Source organism: Botryobacter ruber, from assembly GCF_003347595.2.
GTDB classification, from domain to species: Bacteria; Bacteroidota; Bacteroidia; order Cytophagales; family Hymenobacteraceae; genus Pontibacter; species Pontibacter ruber_A.
The window spans coordinates 1-18,659 of sequence record NZ_QCZK02000022.1 but is presented as its reverse complement, the minus strand read 5'-3'; the positions used below and the strand labels follow the sequence as shown (position 1 = coordinate 18,659).

Annotated in this window: 18 protein-coding genes; 11 read left to right on the top strand and 7 right to left on the bottom strand. The window is 49.1% G+C overall.

Annotated elements, in window-relative coordinates; genetic code table 11:
• The first annotated feature begins 114 nt into the window (after positions 1–114).
• From DCW36_RS04695 to DCW36_RS04670, 6 genes are all read left to right on the top strand, one after another.
• Positions 115–1,014: a cell division protein FtsX gene (locus DCW36_RS04695; RefSeq protein WP_114782283.1), complete on the top strand. Its 900-nt coding sequence runs from the start codon at positions 115–117 to the stop codon at positions 1,012–1,014.
• A gap of 2 nt (positions 1,015–1,016) precedes the next feature.
• Positions 1,017–1,232, top strand: a complete 216-nt coding sequence (locus tag DCW36_RS04690) for a DUF3098 domain-containing protein (RefSeq protein ID WP_114782282.1) — start codon at positions 1,017–1,019, stop codon at positions 1,230–1,232.
• Entirely contained in the window at positions 1,233–2,066 is an 834-nt protein-coding gene (locus tag DCW36_RS04685; protein ID WP_114782281.1) for an undecaprenyl-diphosphate phosphatase, read from the top strand.
• A 2-nt stretch (positions 2,067–2,068) separates the two neighbouring features.
• Positions 2,069–2,764 (top strand): tRNA pseudouridine(55) synthase TruB, encoded by a 696-nt coding sequence (gene truB / locus DCW36_RS04680; RefSeq protein ID WP_114782280.1) that lies wholly within the window; start codon positions 2,069–2,071, stop codon positions 2,762–2,764.
• Positions 2,748–3,677 carry a bifunctional riboflavin kinase/FAD synthetase gene (locus DCW36_RS04675; protein WP_114782279.1) on the top strand — a complete coding sequence of 310 codons (930 nt, stop codon included), beginning with the start codon at positions 2,748–2,750 and terminating at the stop codon, positions 3,675–3,677. Before truB ends, DCW36_RS04675 begins: the two co-directional genes overlap by 17 nt.
• 210 nt (positions 3,678–3,887) lie before the next feature.
• On the top strand, positions 3,888–5,768 hold the full coding sequence (locus DCW36_RS04670) for a DUF389 domain-containing protein (protein ID WP_114782278.1): 1,881 nt from the start codon (positions 3,888–3,890) through the stop codon (positions 5,766–5,768).
• Between the two features lie 300 nt (positions 5,769–6,068).
• On the opposite strand, the gene DCW36_RS04665 is transcribed toward DCW36_RS04670, so the two are convergent.
• The 3 genes from DCW36_RS04665 to DCW36_RS04655 are packed head-to-tail and all read right to left on the bottom strand — an operon-like array spanning position 6,069 to position 8,932.
• Complete coding sequence (locus DCW36_RS04665) at positions 6,069–6,830, bottom strand: MBL fold metallo-hydrolase (RefSeq protein WP_114782277.1); 762 nt, start codon at positions 6,828–6,830, stop codon at positions 6,069–6,071.
• A gap of 57 nt (positions 6,831–6,887) precedes the next feature.
• Entirely contained in the window at positions 6,888–8,099 is a 1,212-nt protein-coding gene (locus DCW36_RS04660; RefSeq protein ID WP_114782276.1) for a glycosyltransferase family 87 protein, read from the bottom strand.
• 38 nt (positions 8,100–8,137) lie between these two features.
• The gene (locus DCW36_RS04655; RefSeq protein ID WP_114782275.1) at positions 8,138–8,932 is read right to left on the bottom strand and encodes a thymidylate synthase; all 795 of its coding nucleotides are present in this window, start codon (positions 8,930–8,932) and stop codon (positions 8,138–8,140) included.
• A gap of 229 nt (positions 8,933–9,161) precedes the next feature.
• Between DCW36_RS04655 and DCW36_RS04650 the strand changes: the two genes are divergently transcribed.
• The 3 genes from DCW36_RS04650 to DCW36_RS04640 all read left to right on the top strand — a co-directional run bounded on the left by DCW36_RS04650 (position 9,162) and on the right by DCW36_RS04640 (position 12,570).
• A complete protein-coding gene (locus DCW36_RS04650) occupies positions 9,162–9,755 on the top strand; it encodes a hypothetical protein (RefSeq protein WP_114782366.1) in 594 nt (197 codons plus the stop codon).
• Between the two features lie 172 nt (positions 9,756–9,927).
• A complete protein-coding gene (locus DCW36_RS04645; RefSeq protein ID WP_114782274.1) occupies positions 9,928–11,868 on the top strand; it encodes an AAA domain-containing protein in 1,941 nt (646 codons plus the stop codon).
• A gap of 186 nt (positions 11,869–12,054) precedes the next feature.
• Entirely contained in the window at positions 12,055–12,570 is a 516-nt protein-coding gene (locus DCW36_RS04640) for an FKBP-type peptidyl-prolyl cis-trans isomerase (RefSeq protein ID WP_114782273.1), read from the top strand.
• A gap of 358 nt (positions 12,571–12,928) precedes the next feature.
• On the opposite strand, the gene DCW36_RS04635 is transcribed toward DCW36_RS04640, so the two are convergent.
• The 3 genes from DCW36_RS04635 to DCW36_RS04625 form a co-directional block, all read right to left on the bottom strand.
• Complete coding sequence (locus tag DCW36_RS04635) at positions 12,929–14,698, bottom strand: hypothetical protein (RefSeq protein ID WP_125185390.1); 1,770 nt, start codon at positions 14,696–14,698, stop codon at positions 12,929–12,931.
• A gap of 106 nt (positions 14,699–14,804) precedes the next feature.
• Positions 14,805–15,290 (bottom strand): hypothetical protein, encoded by a 486-nt coding sequence (locus DCW36_RS04630; RefSeq protein ID WP_114782272.1) that lies wholly within the window; start codon positions 15,288–15,290, stop codon positions 14,805–14,807.
• Between the two features lie 265 nt (positions 15,291–15,555).
• Positions 15,556–16,140: an acyl carrier protein phosphodiesterase gene (locus DCW36_RS04625; protein ID WP_114782271.1), complete on the bottom strand. Its 585-nt coding sequence runs from the start codon at positions 16,138–16,140 to the stop codon at positions 15,556–15,558.
• Between the two features lie 135 nt (positions 16,141–16,275).
• Between DCW36_RS04625 and DCW36_RS04620 the strand changes: the two genes are divergently transcribed.
• Positions 16,276–16,776 carry a pyridoxamine 5'-phosphate oxidase family protein gene (locus DCW36_RS04620; protein WP_114782270.1) on the top strand — a complete coding sequence of 167 codons (501 nt, stop codon included), beginning with the start codon at positions 16,276–16,278 and terminating at the stop codon, positions 16,774–16,776.
• 78 nt (positions 16,777–16,854) lie between these two features.
• Positions 16,855–17,592: a DUF3291 domain-containing protein gene (locus DCW36_RS04615; protein ID WP_164891033.1), complete on the top strand. Its 738-nt coding sequence runs from the start codon at positions 16,855–16,857 to the stop codon at positions 17,590–17,592.
• A 182-nt stretch (positions 17,593–17,774) separates the two neighbouring features.
• Here DCW36_RS04615 and DCW36_RS04610 read toward each other — a convergent pair whose 3' ends face one another.
• The gene (locus DCW36_RS04610) at positions 17,775–18,434 is read right to left on the bottom strand and encodes a DsbA family protein (RefSeq protein WP_114782268.1); all 660 of its coding nucleotides are present in this window, start codon (positions 18,432–18,434) and stop codon (positions 17,775–17,777) included.
• Between the last annotated feature and the right edge of the window lie 225 nt (positions 18,435–18,659).

Below are 18,659 nucleotides of genomic sequence, written 5' to 3'. Positions count from 1 at the left end.
AAAACGGAGCCTGTAGGACGACATGCGCTAAAACAAACCCTCCTTTTCGCTTATCTGGCAAAACGCTTCTGCTTATTAAAATAATATTTCTATTTTTGTGCGGAAGCATGAGCTATGGCAAACCAGAAAATCAAATCGGTAAAGAAGAAAAAGCTTGGTAGTTACCCGCATACCATGGTGGTATTCAGCATTACGCTAGCCCTTTTTGTGATCGGTCTCTTCGGATTGCTGCTGATTTATGCGGGCAAGCTCTCCGACATTGTAAAAGAGGGCATCGAGATGCAGGTGTACCTGGACCGCGACCTGACGGAGGCGCAGCTGGCAAAACTGGAAAAGACCTTTGCTGCGAAACCTTATGTGGCGCAGAAGCATGAGACGCCGCAGGTGCGCTTCATATCAAAAGAGGAAGGTGCAAAGGCTTTTCTGAACGAAAGCGGCGAAGACTTTCTGACCTTCCTGGGCGAAAATCCGCTGCGCGATGCTTACGTGCTGCAAATTGATGCGGACCATTCCGACTCGCTGCAGCTCGCCAATATCAGAACAGACCTGGAAAAAACGAGCGGCGTATTTGAAGTGCAGTACGTGGCCAGCCTGATAGAATCCATCAACAGCAACATGAAAAAAGCCAGCATTGTGCTGCTGCTCTTCACCGTTATCATGCTGGTGGTGGTGATCATCCTGATCAACAACACCATTAAACTGGCGCTATTCTCACAGCGGTTCCTGATCCGGAGCATGCAGCTGGTGGGCGCTACTTCTTATTTTATTCAGCGCCCGTTCCTGAACCGGGCAGCCTGGCAGGGCATTATGAGCGGCATTATTGCTTCCGTTTTCCTGTTCCTGCTCACGCAGTACGCGTACCATCAAGTAGAAGAGCTAAAGTTGCTGCAGGACGAGGAGCAGACCTATATCCTGATGATTGCCCTGGTTGTAATTGGCTGCATTATCGGCTTCCTCAGCTCCTACAGGGCCGTGCGCAAGTACCTCCGCATGTCGTTAGATGAACTATACTAAAAATGGAAAATAAACCCAGACTGGCCTTTGGCAGAAAAAACTACATCCTGATGTTGGCCGGCATCGCCGTGCTGGCACTCGGATTTTTTATCATGACACTCGATACAGAACCCTATGGCCTGGGCTTCCTGGGCATCACCCTCGGCCCGCTGGTGGTGATAGCAGGCTTTGTGATCGAGTTGTTCGCCATCCTGATTACTGACAAAACCCACGAATAAATGAGTGTCTGGCAGGCTATCATCTTAGCCATTGTAGAAGGTCTTACCGAATTTCTGCCTGTTTCCTCTACCGGTCACATGATCATCATGTCGAGTTTGCTGGGGATAAACGAGCTTCCGATCACCAAGATTTTTGAAGTGAATATTCAGTTCGGGGCTATCCTGTCGGTGGTGGCGCTGTACTGGCGGCGGTTTATTGCCGGTTTCGACCTGTACAAAAAACTGTTTATCGCTTTTTTACCGGCAGCCGTCATTGGTTTCGCGCTGAACGACATCATCGATGCGATGCTGGAAAGCGTAACCATTACGGCGGTGATGCTGGTGCTGGGAGGCTTCGTACTCCTGTTCGTGGACCGGTGGTTTAACAATGCTAACCAGCAGTTTATCACGTACAAAAATGCGCTGGCAATTGGCTTTTTCCAGTGCCTGGCCATGATTCCGGGCGTTTCGCGTTCGGCGGCCTCTATTATCGGGGGACTTTCGATGGGCGTGGACCGTAAAACAGCTGCCGAGTTTTCGTTTTTCCTGGCGGTGCCTACCATGCTGGCTGCTGCTACTTATAAACTGATCAAAGATCTGCTCGGCCTGGAGCTTTCCGATGTCATCAAGCTGGACTTAGAAAAAATTTCGAACAGCTTCGAAGTTATTCACCGCGACGATTTAAATCTGTTGCTTATCGGCAATGCCGTGGCCTTTGTGGTAGCCATGTTTGCCATTAAAACGTTTATCAACATACTCACGAAGTATGGGTTTAAAGTGTTCGGGTACTACCGGATCGGTTTGGGAATAGCCATCCTGGTGTTGCTGGCTATTGGCGTTGACCTTAAAATATAAGTATGGCATACGATTTTGAAGCAGGAGAAATATTACTCATAGACAAACCCCTCACCTGGACCTCGTTTGATGTGGTGAAAAAGGTGCGGAACATCCTGCGCGTAAAAAAGATAGGCCATGCCGGCACCCTCGACCCCCTCGCCTCTGGTCTGCTGATCCTGTGCACCGGCAAGTTTACCAAGCGGATAGACGAGATACAGGCGCAGGAGAAGGAATACACCGGCACCATCACCCTCGGCCAGACCACCCCCTCCTACGACCTGGAAACAGAAGTATCCGAAGCAAAAGACATCAGCCACCTGACACCGGAGGACATCAGAAATGCTGCCGCAAGTTTTGAAGGCACCATCGAGCAGGTGCCGCCGCTGTACTCAGCTGTGATGATAGACGGCAAAAGAGCCTATGCGCTGGCGCGAAAAGGTAAGACCGCTGAAATAAAAGCCCGCCCTGTAACGATCAAAACCTTTGAAATATCAGCGGTGGAAGGAGCTGTGGTTCACTTTAAAGTTATCTGCAGCAAAGGCACCTACATCCGCAGCCTGGCCCACGATCTAGGTCAGAAACTTGGTGTAGGCGCGCACCTTTCGGCGCTGGTGCGTACGCGTATCGGCGATTATAAACTGGAAGATGCCCTGACCATCGAAGACATTCAGCAAATAAGAAGAGAGCAGTTAGCAGCGGATGGAAGTAATCAATGATATTGCCGCTTTCCCGAAGCTACAGCATGCCGTTGTTACCAGCGGCACGTTTGATGGGGTGCATGTGGGCCACCAGAAAATTCTGACACGGCTGGTGGAACGCGCCCGGCAGACCGGCAGTCATTCGGTGGTAATCACCTACTGGCCCCATCCCCGCCTGGTACTCTTCCCCGAAGACAACGAGCTCAAACTGCTCTCCACCATCGACGAACGCATAAAAGCGCTGGAGGCATTTGGCATCGATTACCTGCTCATCATCCCCTTCACCCGTAAGTTCTCGCGCATGAGCTCGCGCAGCTTTATTACGGATGTACTGATCAAAGCGATCAACACCAAAATCCTGATTATTGGCTACGACCACCGCTTCGGCAAAAACCGCGAAGGCAGCTTCGAAAACCTGAAAGCCCGCTCGCAGCAGTACGGTTTTGAGATAGAGGAAATACCACGCCAGGATATAGACGATGTAGCTGTAAGCTCCACTAAAATCAGGAAAGCGCTGGAGTCAGGCGATATTCCCACGGCCACCAGCTACCTGGGCAGGTACTACACCCTCACCTCCACCATTGAACAGGGGCAGCAGCTGGGCCGCACCATCGGCTTCCCGACCGCCAACCTGGCCCTCCCGGAGCCTCACAAGCTCATCCCGGCCAACGGCGTATATGCGGTGTGGGTAACCGTAGGCCAGGAAAAGCACCCGGGTATGATGAACATCGGCACCCGCCCCACCGTCGACGGCACCCGCCTCACCCTGGAAGTGCACCTGCTGGACTTCAGCCAGGATATCTACGGCCAGCCTGTAACCGTAGCCTTTGTAGAGCAGCTGCGCGAGGAAAAGAAATTTGAGGGGCTGGAGGCGCTGAAAGCCCAGCTAGCTAAAGATAAGGAAGCGACGAAGCGGTTGCTGGATTTGTAGAAGTTTGGCCCTGCTGCCGGCTTCCTACTGTTCGTTTTCACAAATATCGCTTCTCAAAACCTTACTGCTCCTGCCACCATTGCCTCTGCTCCTGTTAAGTGGTAGCTGTTTTCCCTGGGCAATAATTATTTTCCCCCGCCCCCCTTTTTCCCTCACCCAAATTCCACTTTGCCCGTAACAGCAGGAGGAAAAGAAGAGAGGGAGCTACACATGACGAAATTTACCCTGATTTACGATACAAAGGAAGAGCAGACAGTTCAGGAAAAGATAGTACCGGCATTCGAAAACCGGGTGGAGAAGTTAGTACCGTTCCGGCAGGACGACCCTGCGTGTAAAAATGTAGTGGCCGAAAGCGCCGTCGTGACTTATGTTAGCGATGAGACACTGGCAGAAATTGTGGCCGGCACCAAGCACAAAAAATGGGCCCTGGGCATTCTGCCGCACCCCGACCTGCTGGAAGCCCGGCTGGGTTTCGGGATAGCCGACAGCCTGGCAGATGCCATAGAAGATATTTTAAGTGCCGAAGCAGGCATAGCGGCGGACCTGCTGCTATGCAACGGGAAACCAGTATTCAACAAAGTGGTGATCGGCAACAGCCTGAGCCTGATGGCGGGGAGCATGGCAAAAAAAGGGTTTCTTTCGGGATGGGAGAAGTTTAAGAATGTACTGGTGCAGTCCAAAGCCCTTATCCCGAGGGCCTTTACCCTTAACACCGAGGGCAAGCCGCCGCTCAAAACCGCAGCCATTGGCATTGTGGCGGTGCTGCATGGTAAAAGCGCCCTGCTATCGCGCAAGCTCATCAAAAACTCATACATCAACGATGGCCGGATGCACTGCCTGGTGCTGGCGCCCCGCAGCATTATGCAGCTGCTTCGGTTTGCCGCAGATTCTGTTTTTAAGAAAAACGGGAAGCTGCCGTCCTTTGTCGGGCATATTAAGGCGGGCGCTGTCACCATCAGCAGCCCCACGCCCATGGATTTTTCGCTGGACAATGCACTCCTGAGTGCCCGGGAAATAGAGTTGTGCGTGAGCCCCGAAAAGCTGCTGCTCCTGCCCGGCAGGCACCTGAAAACCGATACCGAAGATGCAGGCACAAAAGACCGGTACAGGATAAAAGCACTCCCGAGAGGCGAAGCTTACCTGCAGGAGATCGTGGGCAAGCCCCTTTCGCTTATCTACCACGCCTCCACCCAGGATTTCAAGGAACTGTTTAAAGTACTCCGCGAAAACACGCAGGCCAGCACACCCTTTTTAACCCTGATGATGCTCTCCACGCTGCTGGCGACCCTGGGTTTGTTTTTAAATTCATCACCGGTCATTATCGGGGCTATGATCCTGGCGCCGCTGATGGCGCCCATTATCTCGCTGGCCATGGGTGTGTTGCGGCAGGACAGGCAGCTGTTCTGGGGAAGCCTCCGGACCATTGGGCTGGGACTGCTGCTAAGTTACCTGGCTGCCATTCTGGTTACCGTCATAACGCCCCTGCAGGCCGTCAACAACGAAATCAGCGGCAGGATCAGTCCGAACCTGCTCGACCTGGGAGTAGCCATTGTGTCGGGAATAGCCGGTGCGTACGCGCATGCCCGCGAAGAGGTGGCCAAAACGCTGGCAGGCGTGGCCATTGCCGTAGCGCTGGTGCCGCCCCTGGCTGTGTCGGGCATCGGCATTGGCTGGGGCGACTGGAATATCTTTACCGGCGCGCTGCTGCTTTTCCTTACCAACCTCACGGGCATTGTACTGGCGGCAGCGTTTACGTTCATGCTGCTCGGCTTCAGTCCGTTTCACCTGGCAAAAAAAGGATTGATTTTAACACTGGTAACGGTAGCGCTGGTGAGTCTGCCGCTGGGCTTCGGCTTCACCAAAATGGTACGCGACCACCACATTGTACGCTCCCTCAACAACTACAAAGTAGGCGCGATACGAATCCGGCGGGTGGCAGTGCTGCACGGCGGCGACCCGCTGGTACTGAACGTACAACTCGTGTCCCGCTCTCCGCTCAGCGTCAAAGATATTGATATGGTAAAAAGAGCCATTGCCTCTGAAGTAGGGCGCGATGTGGAACTCGAAGTGGCGGTGAGCTTACGCCGGTGAAAAAGCCGGTGCAGCAAATCTCTTTTACAAATAGTGCTTTTTTGAGCAGGTGGTAAGGCAATGGTGGCTGTGGCAGTGAATAAAAACAGGTACTTTTTTTCTGCTGCTACTGTCACCATTGCCGCTGCTCCTGCCCCAACCTCAAACGTATCCAGGGATCCTACCTTTACTAAATAGTAAAAATAATCTTCCATTACACGACCTCCAGTAGCTAGCTTGACTGCAGTCCGCCCACAAGATCCCCTACAGGGATGACAAAAGAGAAATAGTTTTGTGGAACTGAGTAAATAGTATCTGGTATTACTTTTCCGGATACCAGTCGCGCAGCCTTACCTCGATATTTTTGTTTTTTGCCTGTACCAGCTGCTTAAACTTTTCTACATCCGAAAAGCCGTCCTTTCCGCGGTAGTGGTACGGGTAAACGATTTTTGGTTTAAAGGCAAGTACTCCTTTGGCTGCCTGCTCCACAGGCATGGTATAGGGCAGGTTCATACTCACAAAGGCAACAGCAATATCTTTTAAAGAGCGCATTTCCGGAATGTCTTCCGTATCGCCGGAGATGTACACTTTTGTACCTGCCAAGTCCAGTACATAGCCGTTGCCCCTGCCTTTGGGGTGCATGGCATCAGCTGTTTCCGGCAGGTTGTACATGGGAATGGCTTTGATCGGGATTCCAAGTTGGGTGGTGCTTTTCCCGTTCTGCAGCACCACCAGCTTCTGCTTGTACTTCTCCGGAAGCTTGTCGGCCACTGCCTGCGGTGCAACAATGGTAGCCTTACCTGTTTGGAGCGCATCCAGCGTCTTCAGGTCCAGGTGGTCGCCGTGAATGTCGGTGAGCAGGATCAGGTCGGGGGCAGCTATACCGGCAAAACCGGTTGCACCGCCATGCGGGTCCACGTAAATGGTTTTGTTATCCCAGCTTAAGACCATGGAACTATGCAAAACAGGCCTTATGACCAGATCGCCTTTCTTCGTCTGAACTTTATCAGGTGCAGGCTGTTGTGCCATGGCTTGCAGCACAACAAAGCAAAAAAGAGCGGTAACAATGGCTTTGAACTTCATAATCGCATCAGCTTAAATGGTTTTATCTTTTACCATACAGCTAATACGCAGCAAAAGTTAACGCGAGCGGTGGGTTGCCAGTTCGGCCGGCTTGTCGGCTTCAGCAAGCGGTGCATACTTCCGGAAGGTCATTTCATACACCAGCTTGAACCAGATCAGGATGCACGGCACCGCTTTCACCACGTAGGGCACAAAATACTGCTCCCGCACAAACCTCGGGAAAATGTCGGATGGCGAGAAAGAGGTAATCAGGATGGCAAGGAAGAAAAGCACCATATTTTCCTTTTTCTTCTCCTGCGAGAAGAACCAGATCGCTACACCGCACATGGCCACAATAAAAGTAGGCGACTCTGCCTTGTGGTTAAAAATGATCACCCACAACAGGATGGAAGCCAGCAGCAGGATGCGGAACGTAAAATCCTGGTAGAGCCTGAAACGGATAAGCGGCACACAAAACAGCACTGCTCCCGCCAGTACAACCCCTGTTTTGGGTAAGTCCAGCCCGAACCAGGTGTACAGCCAGCCCATCACCGAGAAGCCGTACGAGATGTCGTGGTCGTGGGTGAGCATGTTCCACCAGCTCTTGTACAGGAACACGAGCTGCCCCGCATCCACCACCAGCAGTGGCAGCACCAACAGCACCACCGACCACAGGGCCGTGTACGAAGCCAGTTTCCATTTTTTAGGGTAAAAGATGAAAAGGGCAAGCGCGACAATCCCGAAGATTTTAAGGTACAGTCCGAAAACCACGCAGAGCGTAGCCCAGAGGTACTTCTGCCGCTCCAGGAAACAAAAGGCCAGGATAATGAGCCCGGCCGTAATGCCGTTGCTCTGCTCATTCTGCATCGAGCCCAGCAACTCCACCACTACCGTCAGGATCATCAGCATTTTTGCTTTGTCATCCAGTTTGGGAAGGTATTTCAGGGCAAAGAACACGAACAGCGCATTGATGATATTCCAGAACAGGAGCCCCACAAAATCATGCTGCACTGCCAGCACGCCAAACAGTAGCGAGAACGTAGGGCTGTACTTGTAGAGATCCCAGTGCTCGGGCAGGTACAGGATGTAGATATCCTTGTTCTGGATTAAATGAAAAAAAGACTGCTTAAAAATAATGTAATTGTTGTACTTGGTGTACGTGTAACCGGTTTCCGGACTTAGCTCGGCAGACCTGAAATAGGACTGTGCCGTTGCAAAAAAGGCTAAGACGAGGTAAATGAAAAATAAAAACTTGTAATTGGCTGTAAACTTAAGCAGTGCCTTTTTCATCAGGTATTAATAAATTCCGGTCTGTATGCTATGGATAATTAAACAGCCACAGGCGCCTTGATAGACGGATACGATTGATAATTTTCCAGCCTGAAGTCTTCGTATTTAAAGTCGAAGATATCTTTTACATCCGGGTTCAGGATCATCGTAGGCAAAGCATGTGGTTCACGGGAAAGCTGCAGCTTTGCCTGCTCCAGGTGGTTGAGGTACAGGTGTGTATCGCCGCCGGTCCAGATAAACTCGCCCGGCTGCAGCCCGGTTACCTGCGCCATCATCAGTACCAGCAGTGCATACGAGGCAATGTTAAAAGGCACGCCCAGGAACACATCGGCAGAACGCTGGTAGAGCTGGCACGACAGCTTGCCTTCGGCTACATAAAACTGGAAAAAAGCATGGCAGGGCGGCAGTTTCATGTTGTCTATTTCCGCCACGTTCCAGGCACTCACGATAATGCGCCTGGAGTCGGGGTTGTTTTTGAGCTGCTGCACTACCTGCGAAATCTGGTCGATGTGCCGTCCGTCCGGTGTTGGCCAGTTGCGCCACTGCGATCCGTATACCGGCCCCAGGTCCCCGTTCTCATCGGCCCACTCGTCCCAGATGGTTACGTTGTTGTCCTTTAGATACTGGATATTGGTGTCGCCCTTCAGGAACCACAGCAACTCATGTACGATAGACCGCAGATGCGCCTTTTTGGTTGTTACCAGCGGGAAACCTTTCTGCAGGTCGAACCGCATCTGGTAGCCAAAAACACTGAGGGTACCGGTACCTGTTCTATCCTCTTTTTTCACCCCGTTTTCAAGGACATGGCGCATCAGGTCTAAGTATTGTTTCATAAGGGTCTGGTAGTTGTGTAGATGGAACCTCAAAATTAAGAATTATCCCGAACTTTATGGCTTTGCTGCCGCACACAAACCATAAAATTTTCGTGCAAGGCTACAAAACTTTGCTGCACCTGCCACCACGCCCACTGCTGCTCCCTTTTTACCGGAAACACAAAAAAATTAGGAGCATTTGCCCAAGGTTGACCATATTTGTAATTGTATTATACTTATTGTGAAAGAGATGAAGAAGAAACTATTGGTGTTGGCCCTGCTTTTTGTGTGGATTGCGGGCGCACAGGCGCAGGAACAGTCACAGGAAAAGACAAAACAGCAGGAAGACAAAATAAATGCCCTGATGAACGAACGGGAGCAGCTGGTGCTGGAATACCAGTTTTACAACCAGCAGAACAGCAACTTCTGGGGGAAAAAATCGAAGAAGGATTTGCTTAACATAATAGAAACACTAAAAAAAATAATTAACCACGACTCCAGGCTGGTAGCTGCCATTAACGAGGCCAGCATCAAAAAAGTAGCCGAGAACACCGTTGAGATCCAGCGAAGCGGCAGCCAGGTGCTGGCCGACCAGCGCCAGATAGACAACCGCATTGCCGAGCTGCAGAGCCAGGTAAAAACGGTGCAGGTGCAGCTGAAAAAACGGGAACGCACCATCAAAGACCTGGAAATGGAACTGGAGGCCTCCAAAGACCGCCGCTATGGCAAAGACCGGATCATCGCCATCCTGGCCGTAGTGGCTTTTATTTTGTTTGCCTATGCCATCCTGGCGCAGCTGCGGCTGAACAGGGCCCAGGCCAAAGGCAGGAAGAGAGCCAGGTAAGGCTACCTTAATTTACAAATCCCTCATTTTCTGCAGCAAAGGGAGCAAAATACCAACAATTTTTGTTCTTAAGGATGGTGCCGGAAATAAGTAGCACCTGTATAAAAACAAAATCAGAACAAACGACGATAAAAAAGGGCTGGCGTACATACCCCAGCCTTTCTTTTGCTATATGACAGATATTTTTGAAGAACTGAAGCAGGTTCAGGAACTGCTTAAAATTGAACAGGAAGAAGACCGCCAGCAATATAAAATCAAGAGCCTGAAAAGCACGATTGCCGAACGAAAAGCGATGGGTTTCTGCTGGTACCCGGTCGTGATCACGAAAGAGGAAATCGGGTTTGGCAACAAGGTGGTGGTGGAGCTGGAGCGAACCTCAGGCCGCGACGAACTGCACCTTTTCCAGACAGGGAAAGCAGCTGCCCTGTTCTCCAACACGGGCGAGCGCAACAGCTTGCAGGGTGTGATTGTGGGGCTGAAGCGCAACAAGGTGCTGCTGGCCACGAACAAGGAAGATCTCCCGGGCTGGGTGGATGGCGGCAAACTGGGCATCGACCTGACCTTTGACGAGATGAGCTACCGCGAAATGGAAATCGGCTTGCGGAAAACCATGGAGGCCTATAAAACCCGCCTGGCAGACCTGCGCGACATCCTGCTCGGCATCAAAGCCCCTTCCTTTACCGATGAGCCGGTAGCAGAAATTCCTGCGCTGAATCCTTCGCAGAACGAAGCGGTCCGGAAGATTGTGCAGGCCGAAGATGTAGCCATCATTCACGGACCTCCCGGTACCGGCAAAACCACTACGCTGGTGCAGGCCATCCTGTACACACTCAAAACCCAGAAGCGGCTGCTGGTAACGGCCCCATCCAACACGGCCGTAGACCTGCTCACCGAAAAGCTGGCCAACGAAGGCGTAAACGTGATCCGGATCGGTAACCCGTCGCGGGTATCGGATGTGCTGCTGGAGCACACGCTGGATGCGCAGGTAATGAATCACCGCGCCTACAAAGACCTGAAGGAGTTCCGGAAGGCGGCGGAGGAATACAAGCGCATGGCCTCGCAGTTCAAGCGCAAATTCGGCCACGAAGAGCGGGCACAACGTCAGCTGTTCCGCAACGAAAGCCACCGCCTGCTCGAGCAGGCCGACCAGGTAGAGCATTACATTACCGACGACCTGCTTGAAAACGTGCAGGTGATCACCTGTACGCTGGTAGGCGCCTCCAACAAAGCCATCCGCCACCTCACCTACGACACCGTTTTTATCGACGAGGCGGCACAGGCCCTGGAGCCGGCCTGCTGGATTCCGATATCGCGTGCCAACCGGGTGGTGCTGGCGGGCGACCATTACCAGCTCCCTCCTACCGTAAAGTCGTTTGAGGCGGAAAAAGGCGGCCTGAGCATTACCTTGTTCGAAAAGTGCATCGAGCGGCAGCCGGAGGTGTCGGTGATGCTGAAAACGCAGTACCGCATGCACCACCACATCATGGAATTTTCGAACCGGCAGTTTTACAAAGGCGAGCTGGAGGCACACGAGAGCGTGCGGGAATCGGACCTGAACCAGTACCACCCCCACTTCCCGGCAGGCCTGGCGATTGAATTTATCGATACGGCCGGTTGTGGCTTCAACGAGGCGGAAATGGCGGAGGCGCAAAGTTCCGCTAACCCCGAAGAGGCCGACCTGCTGCTCAACCACCTGGAGCACACCCTGCGGTATTTTTCCCCTTCCGAGGAAAACATCCCGCTACGTATCGGCGTGATTGCACCCTACAGGGCCCAGATCAACTACCTCGAAGACAAGGTAGAGCACATGCCGCTGCTGCACGAACTACGCACCCGGCGGCAGCTGTCGGTGGGAACCGTAGACAGTTTCCAGGGGCAGGAGCGCGACATCATCTACATGAGCATGGTGCGCAGCAACGAAAAAGGCGAAATTGGTTTCCTGAACGATATCCGCCGTATGAACGTGGGCATGACACGCGCCAAGAAAAAGCTGGTGATCGTAGGCGACAGCAGTACGCTGGCACAGCACACGTTTTTTGCCGAACTTATTGCGTATGCCGAATCTATTGGGGCCTACAAAAGCGCCTGGGAGTACAGCCAGCACATGCCCTGACCTTCCGGGGTAGCTGCCCCAAATAAAGGCGCTTTTGCATGTACCATGTACTACCGGAACTGCACCAGACACAAAAGAACAATTGTAAGGCAGCTAATGCGGGAAAATTCAGAAGAAATAAAAAAAAGCTATGCTTCTTAGGTTAAAGTTTTTACCTTAGATGGGCTTACCAATAATACAGTAAACATGAAGATTGAAAAAGACAAAGTAGTAACGCTCTCGTATGAGCTTCGGATTAAAGATGAAAACGGGGAGCCACAACTCATAGAGGCAGCTACGAAGGAGCAGCCCATGGTCATTCTGTACGGATCGAGTGGACTGCCGGAGCAGTTTGAAGATAACCTGGAAGGGCTAAGCACCGGTGAAACATTCAGTTTCTCCCTTGACTCTGAAAATGGCTATGGCGAGTTCGACGTGAACGCGCTGGTTGAACTGCCAAAAAACGTATTTGAAATAGACGGCAAAGTGCCTGACAATATGCTGGAAGAAGGCAACTTTATTCCGATGGCCGACAGCGAAGGCAACCAGCTACAGGGCCGCGTGGTAAGCGTTGGAGAAGAAACCGTACGTATGGACTTTAATCATCCGCTGGCCGGCAAAGAGCTTTTCTTTGATGGCAAAGTAGAAAATGTTCGCGAAGCCACCCGCGAAGAAATCGCCCACGGCCACGTTCACGGCGAAGGCGGCCACCATCATCACTAAGATTTTTTGGTTGAGAACAGAAGGAGTAGTCGCAGTGGCTGCTCCTTTTTTTTGTGGGTTTAGTTACTGTTTGATCAGACAAAAGCAGCCATTTCAAGCTGTTTTCCTGACTGCTTTATTTTGATATCAAGTTCTTTTACAAAGTCTTCTACTATTCCATTTTTCTTAAGTGTTTGTAGCCTACGAGAATGTGTCAAATTTTTCTATCGAAAATAAAAACTTATCGGTATTCTGCAGATTTAGAAGATCATATTCTATTGGTCTAAATTTAGCAATAATGATTAACAAAATTACTGAAGTTCAGTTGTTATTCGTTAGATACTCTAGCAGAAATCAAATATTATAAATGTTTGTCAAGTTAGACAAACATTGCTATTTGCCCACTTTGTACAGGTCTTAATAGGTCAACGAATGAATGCCAATTGTTAGCTGTAGAATTTAATGAATACCGCATATTAAAGGATTCAATTTCTTGAATTACTTCGCTTAGGCTCATTTGTTTACTCAACTTAAATAGGTCAATACGCATAAGTATATCTTTTGTAAACGTTCTTTTTGCGTCTGAAAATGTTATAGATTGAAGTAGTTCCTTTGTAGTCTGAGAATTTAACAGAATTAGAGAGTAAAGAGCATAGTCAAGATTATCAAAGCCAAGCATATAGCAGGTATCGTCAAGCATAAGAGGTTTTTGATTTTCTGGTAAGACTAATGTAAAGTGAAATGTCTTGTATAAACCAGAAATAACAACTTTAAATGGCTTAAATGAATAGTCACCAATGCCAAAGATCGAAAATGAAGGTTTGTTTTTATAAATGCTTGATTTTCGAGCATTAAACGAATCTTGGTGATTAACTAAATATTGATATGTCTTAGGAAAACTGCTTCTAATGTATGAAGTGTCTTGCCCTACTTTTCTTTGGGTAACAATTGTGTATTTTCTTGGTGCTTTAATGACTGTATTTTTTAAGTCGGAGCTTTTAAGGATACCATATACTAAGTCACATTCTAGCTCCCATTCTTCATTTAATGCATTTATGTAATGATTGTTTACTTTGTCTAACTCCATAACAGCAGAACAGTCATGTTTTAATCCTTGCCGCCATTCAAATGGGCAATTACCGTCAATATGTTTTGAATGAACATAAGTTTTAATGTTAGAAACAAACTTTTCTTCAACCCAACCAAAGCATAAATGTGATTCTAAATTATTGTAAAAGTCAAATTCATGGCAATTGAAGGATGGGGGAACATTCAATCGACAAAAAAACAATGCTGCATCTACTGATACATTAAACTCTTTTCTACTGTCGATACAGTGCTTTTCTATATCACCAATATAGTACTTATTCTTTTTCTGATCAAAAATGATATTTTTAATAACTGAACTTTTCACGAGCAATGCAATAGTACCATTTTTATTTTGAAAGGTATCAAGCATCATCATTGTTATATATTCTGCTATGTCAAAGTTGCCTTTACCTGTAATAGCATCCAAACCATTGTGTTTCTTAAAGTTTGACTTTACAGGAAGATTAGAGGAGTTTAAACTCCCAAGCATTGAATTTGTAACCCAAGGCGGATTACCAATTACTAAAATGTTTTGTGTTGAAATTTCAGAGGCAATTGCATTAAAATTAAAATCAAACACGTTGTTATGGTAGATACATATATCAGGCTTATTAGCATGAGGAGTTGCAAGAAAAAAGTCAATAATTGAAAATTTCGCTTCCCAAACGTATGGTCTGTAAATTTCAATTCCATAAACCTTGTTTATAGATTTAAATGTTTTAATGGCAGCTAGAATAAAGTTTCCTTTTCCGCATGTCGGTTCAATCACTACATCTGGTTCATCAACGTGTTTCGATAAATAATTAGTTACTGCAATTGCTAAATCTAAACTTGTCTGAAAATCGCCATACTCGGCTCTATCAGGCTCTTCCACAAAATTATATAATTCAGAAAGATTCTTTTGAAACTCCTCAAGATCTGTAGTCCTTTCAAAAAAGAATTGAATACCTGATATAGAATGCACTAAAGTATTTGCAACTTCCAAAGATGTTTCAGAAGAAAGATTTTGCTGAAAAAATCCCAGAGTGGCAGGGGAAATATATGCGTCGAATATTTTCATATTTGTTTTTTTATGTATTTACTGTCAACTTGGAAGTTTAGCTTATTAACCATACGATATTGTGATACTATTCAAAGCAATGAAAGCAACTATGCATTATTCAAATTTAGAAATCTTTTATCATTTCTTTTATTATTTCTACTTTTCTTGCTTCTTTACGCATATAAGTTTCATAAGCGTTCTTCATACCCCGTAAGAATCCTTTTATATCTTGATTCATATCCACCTCTAAAGGTTTGCACATTTGAATAACCCCCCAACCTTGAGCTTCAATGGTTAAGCAATTCCAACTTAAATTATGTACTGGAATCAACCCAGAATCTCTAAAAATTTTAGGACCGTTTTCAGTTAATTTGTAATCGACAAAAATAAAGAATAGCTCATTCCCTTCTTGTTTTAACCATTTAATTAAGCGTTTAGCAGAAATGATATTTGGAGAATAATTATTTTTATCTAAGTTGTTGCTTTTTACATTTACAGGGCGTTTAATATCATCATTTAGTAGGAAATCACCTATTGATTTTCTTGTTCCCTTAGCGATTGCGCCATGTTTCTCGGCAATTCTCACTTCTATCGTTCTAAAGACGTCCATTTTTTAATTAAACTTTTTGATTTAACCAGTTAGTGGACAAATTTAGGAAAATTTATTTGTAGGGGGCGGTACCATAACGTACAATTCATTACTATGATCAGAATCAGCTCAAACAAAGGGTTAACTACTCGACACTTTATAGCTGCTTCTACCGCCTTTCAATAAGATACTATCTATCCAAATCAATCAGTAAAATTCATAATATTACATTTCGCCCTCCACATCACCAAAATCTTCTCTGCACCACCCACCACACCCTCTCCTCCTACAAACCCTCCTTCACTTCCGCCACATACGCCATCAGCTCCGGGAAAAAGACGGTAAAGTCGTGGGCGTAGTAGTCGTAGTTCTCCTGCAGTTCTTCGGCGGCGTGTTCCATGCCGGAGGCGAAGCTGGTGCGGCGGCTCATGCCTTCCAGGGCTCGGGCAATGCCAGCTACTTCGGCGTAAGACAGGAGCCAGTTCTGGCGCATCATGTACGTGAACAGGTGCTGGATGCGGGGAGGCAGTAGCTCAAAATTGCTGTGGATGAGCTGGTACACGCGCTGCGTGTACTCGACGAGCGGCTCAGGAGAATAGGTACTGAACCGGCTGGCCAGGAAGTGGTCGAAGTACATGTCGGCCACCACGGGGGCGTATTTGCGGAACCGCTGGCGCAGGCGCGCTTTCGTCTCATGCACCACCGGGTGGGTATCGGTGTAGGTGTCGATGAGGCGGTGCAGCCGGATGCCTTTGGTGATACCTTCCGGATAACGGGCTGCCTGTTTGCCTTTTACAGCATCGGCCATGAAATTGCCCAACAGCAGTTCCTCGTCATCGCCGGATAAAAATATGTGTGCCAGGTAATTCAAACGATTATAGTTTAAGCTGTATTCCTAAACAAGATACGGCATTATTTGTTAAAAAGCGGAAGACACGGTGCGCCTGCGGTTCCAACCCTTTGCAGAGGCACGCGTACTAAACTGACAAACAGAAACCAGAAAGCTATGAATAACGATCAGAATACCCAAGAAAATCTGCGCAAGCTGACAGATAAAATTAAAGACATTGATATTGCCATGATGACCACGCAGGAACCCGACGGTATGCTCCGCAGCAGGCCCATGCGCACCATGGAAACAAAAGACGATGGCGTGCTGTGGTTTTTTACCGGCTACGACTCCGCCAAATCGCAGGAACTGAAACAGGATTCGCATGTAAACCTGAGCTATGCCAAACCAGGCGATAACCTGTATGTGTCGGTTTCCGGAAGGGCCACCCTATCCCGCGACAAAGCTAAGATAGACGAACTCTGGAATCCTGCCCTGAAAGCCTGGTTCCCGGAAGGAAAAGATGATCCCAACATCGGCCTGATTAAAGTAACCATCGACCATGCCGAGTACTGGGATTCGCCCAACAGTGCCGTCGTACACCTGATCGGCGTAGCCAAAGCCGTTGTAACAGGCGAGCGCTACGAACCCGGCGATAACAGGAAAATAAATTTGTAGCACCTGCTATATTTGCTGCTATCACACCTGCCTGCCTCAAAGCCGGGCAGGTGTTTTTGTGAAACCAGATCTAAACCCTTGCAAACACCAGAACCAAACGCTGCCCGCTTAACCACCCTCACCCTCTTCGGCATCAGGAAGGGACATATGCGGTGGGGATTGGCGCAGATGGGAACTTCCCCGCCCCTCCTGAACCAGGTGCCCGGCCTGCTGTTCTACAAACTGATGGGCAGCGGGAAAGGGAAAGCCTTCAGCATTTTGCCGGACTTCGGGCGCTATGGCCTGCTGTGCACCTGGGAAAGCGAAGCAGCAGCAAACGCTTTTCTGTACGATTCGGAGCTGATGCAGACGTACCGGCAGCACACCTATGAAACCTGGACACTGCGCATGTACCCGCTGCAGTCACACGGCTATTGGGATAAGAAAACGCCTTTCGAGCCCGTTCTGGCTGCACCACCCGCAGTCGGACCCGTGGCTGTGCTGACACGTGCCAGCGTGAACTGGCTGGCGCTACCCGGCTTCCTGCGCTTCGGCCTCCAAACTACCAAAGCTCTCGACCAGGCCGAAGGATTGCTTTGTTCCATCGGATTAGGCGAGCTTCCCTTGGTGCGGCAGGCAACGTTCAGTGTGTGGGAGTCGGTGGAGGCGATGAAGGCGTACGCTTACCGCCAGCGTTCGCACCAGGAGGTGATCAAACGAACCCGCCTGGAAAACTGGTATTCCGAAGAACTTTTCGCCCGCTTCGCTCCCGTCGCCAGCGAAGGCACCTGGCATGGGGCAGACCCGCTTGGGCAGGTGCTGTCGGCAAAAGCCTGACTTTGCAAAAACCTCGCAGCGTCTTCAAGACCTGCGAGCGTTTCGCTGGCAGCTACTATGGCATTTTTAACGCATTTCACTTTGCTGCAGCAGCCACCATTGCCTCTGCTGCTTTGTAGCGGACAAGACGCTCGCAGGTCTTGAAGACGCTGCGAGGTCTGGTGCGGGTTAAACCTACTGCTCTACTGCGGATGGTTGAGCATGTAAATCGCTTCTTCTATTCTGGCTTTCACGGCTTCGTACATACGGTAGCCTCTGAATAACAGGTACACTTTATCGGCGTTGAGCAGGTACAGGCTTGGGAAAGCCGTGGCCTGCAGGTGGCGTGCAATCAGGAAATCCTGCTTTGTTTTTTCCTCCATTTCTTCTGAATTATATTTCTCCAGAAACGCCTCTTCCTCTATTCCGAAAACAGCAGAAGCAATGGTGGCCAGTACTGCAGGTGATGTGATGTCCTGATTTTTGGCGTAGAAAGCCTGCTGCAGCTCTTCGGCCATCGCCAGCTCTGCTTCCGGCTGCACGTAGCGCATGGTTACCACGGCGCGACTGGCAGGAGCTGTGTCGTATACAAAGGCTTCGCGGTCGAAAAAGCTATAATCGAACGGTTGCCCTGTCACGGTCTCCACGTCCTGCCAGTGCTGCTGCATGGTGGTTTTAGCTTCGTCGTCCATCACAGCCGTGGTGCCGGGGCGCAGGCCGCCCATTACGAATTTCACTTCCACCTTGTCTTTATATTCTTCCAGCACCCGCTTCAGTACCGGCGCAAATCCGTAGCACCACGAGCACATCGGGTCCAGTACGTACACCAGTTGTGGTTTCTCCCAAAGATTTAAATCTTCCATTTGTTTTTTCAGGTCTTATCGACTGCAAAGGTACGTGCTTTGCCTTATCATCCATCAGCTTTAGTACATAAACCCGGCAGGTTTTGGAAACATTGTTGTCCGAAACCTGCCGTATATTCTATAGTTATCAATTAGTTACTGCTATGGACACAAAAGGTATCCGGGTAAAGAAGTTATTAAATTACCTGCCCGACAAGTTACTTGATGAGTTGGCCGTAGAGACAC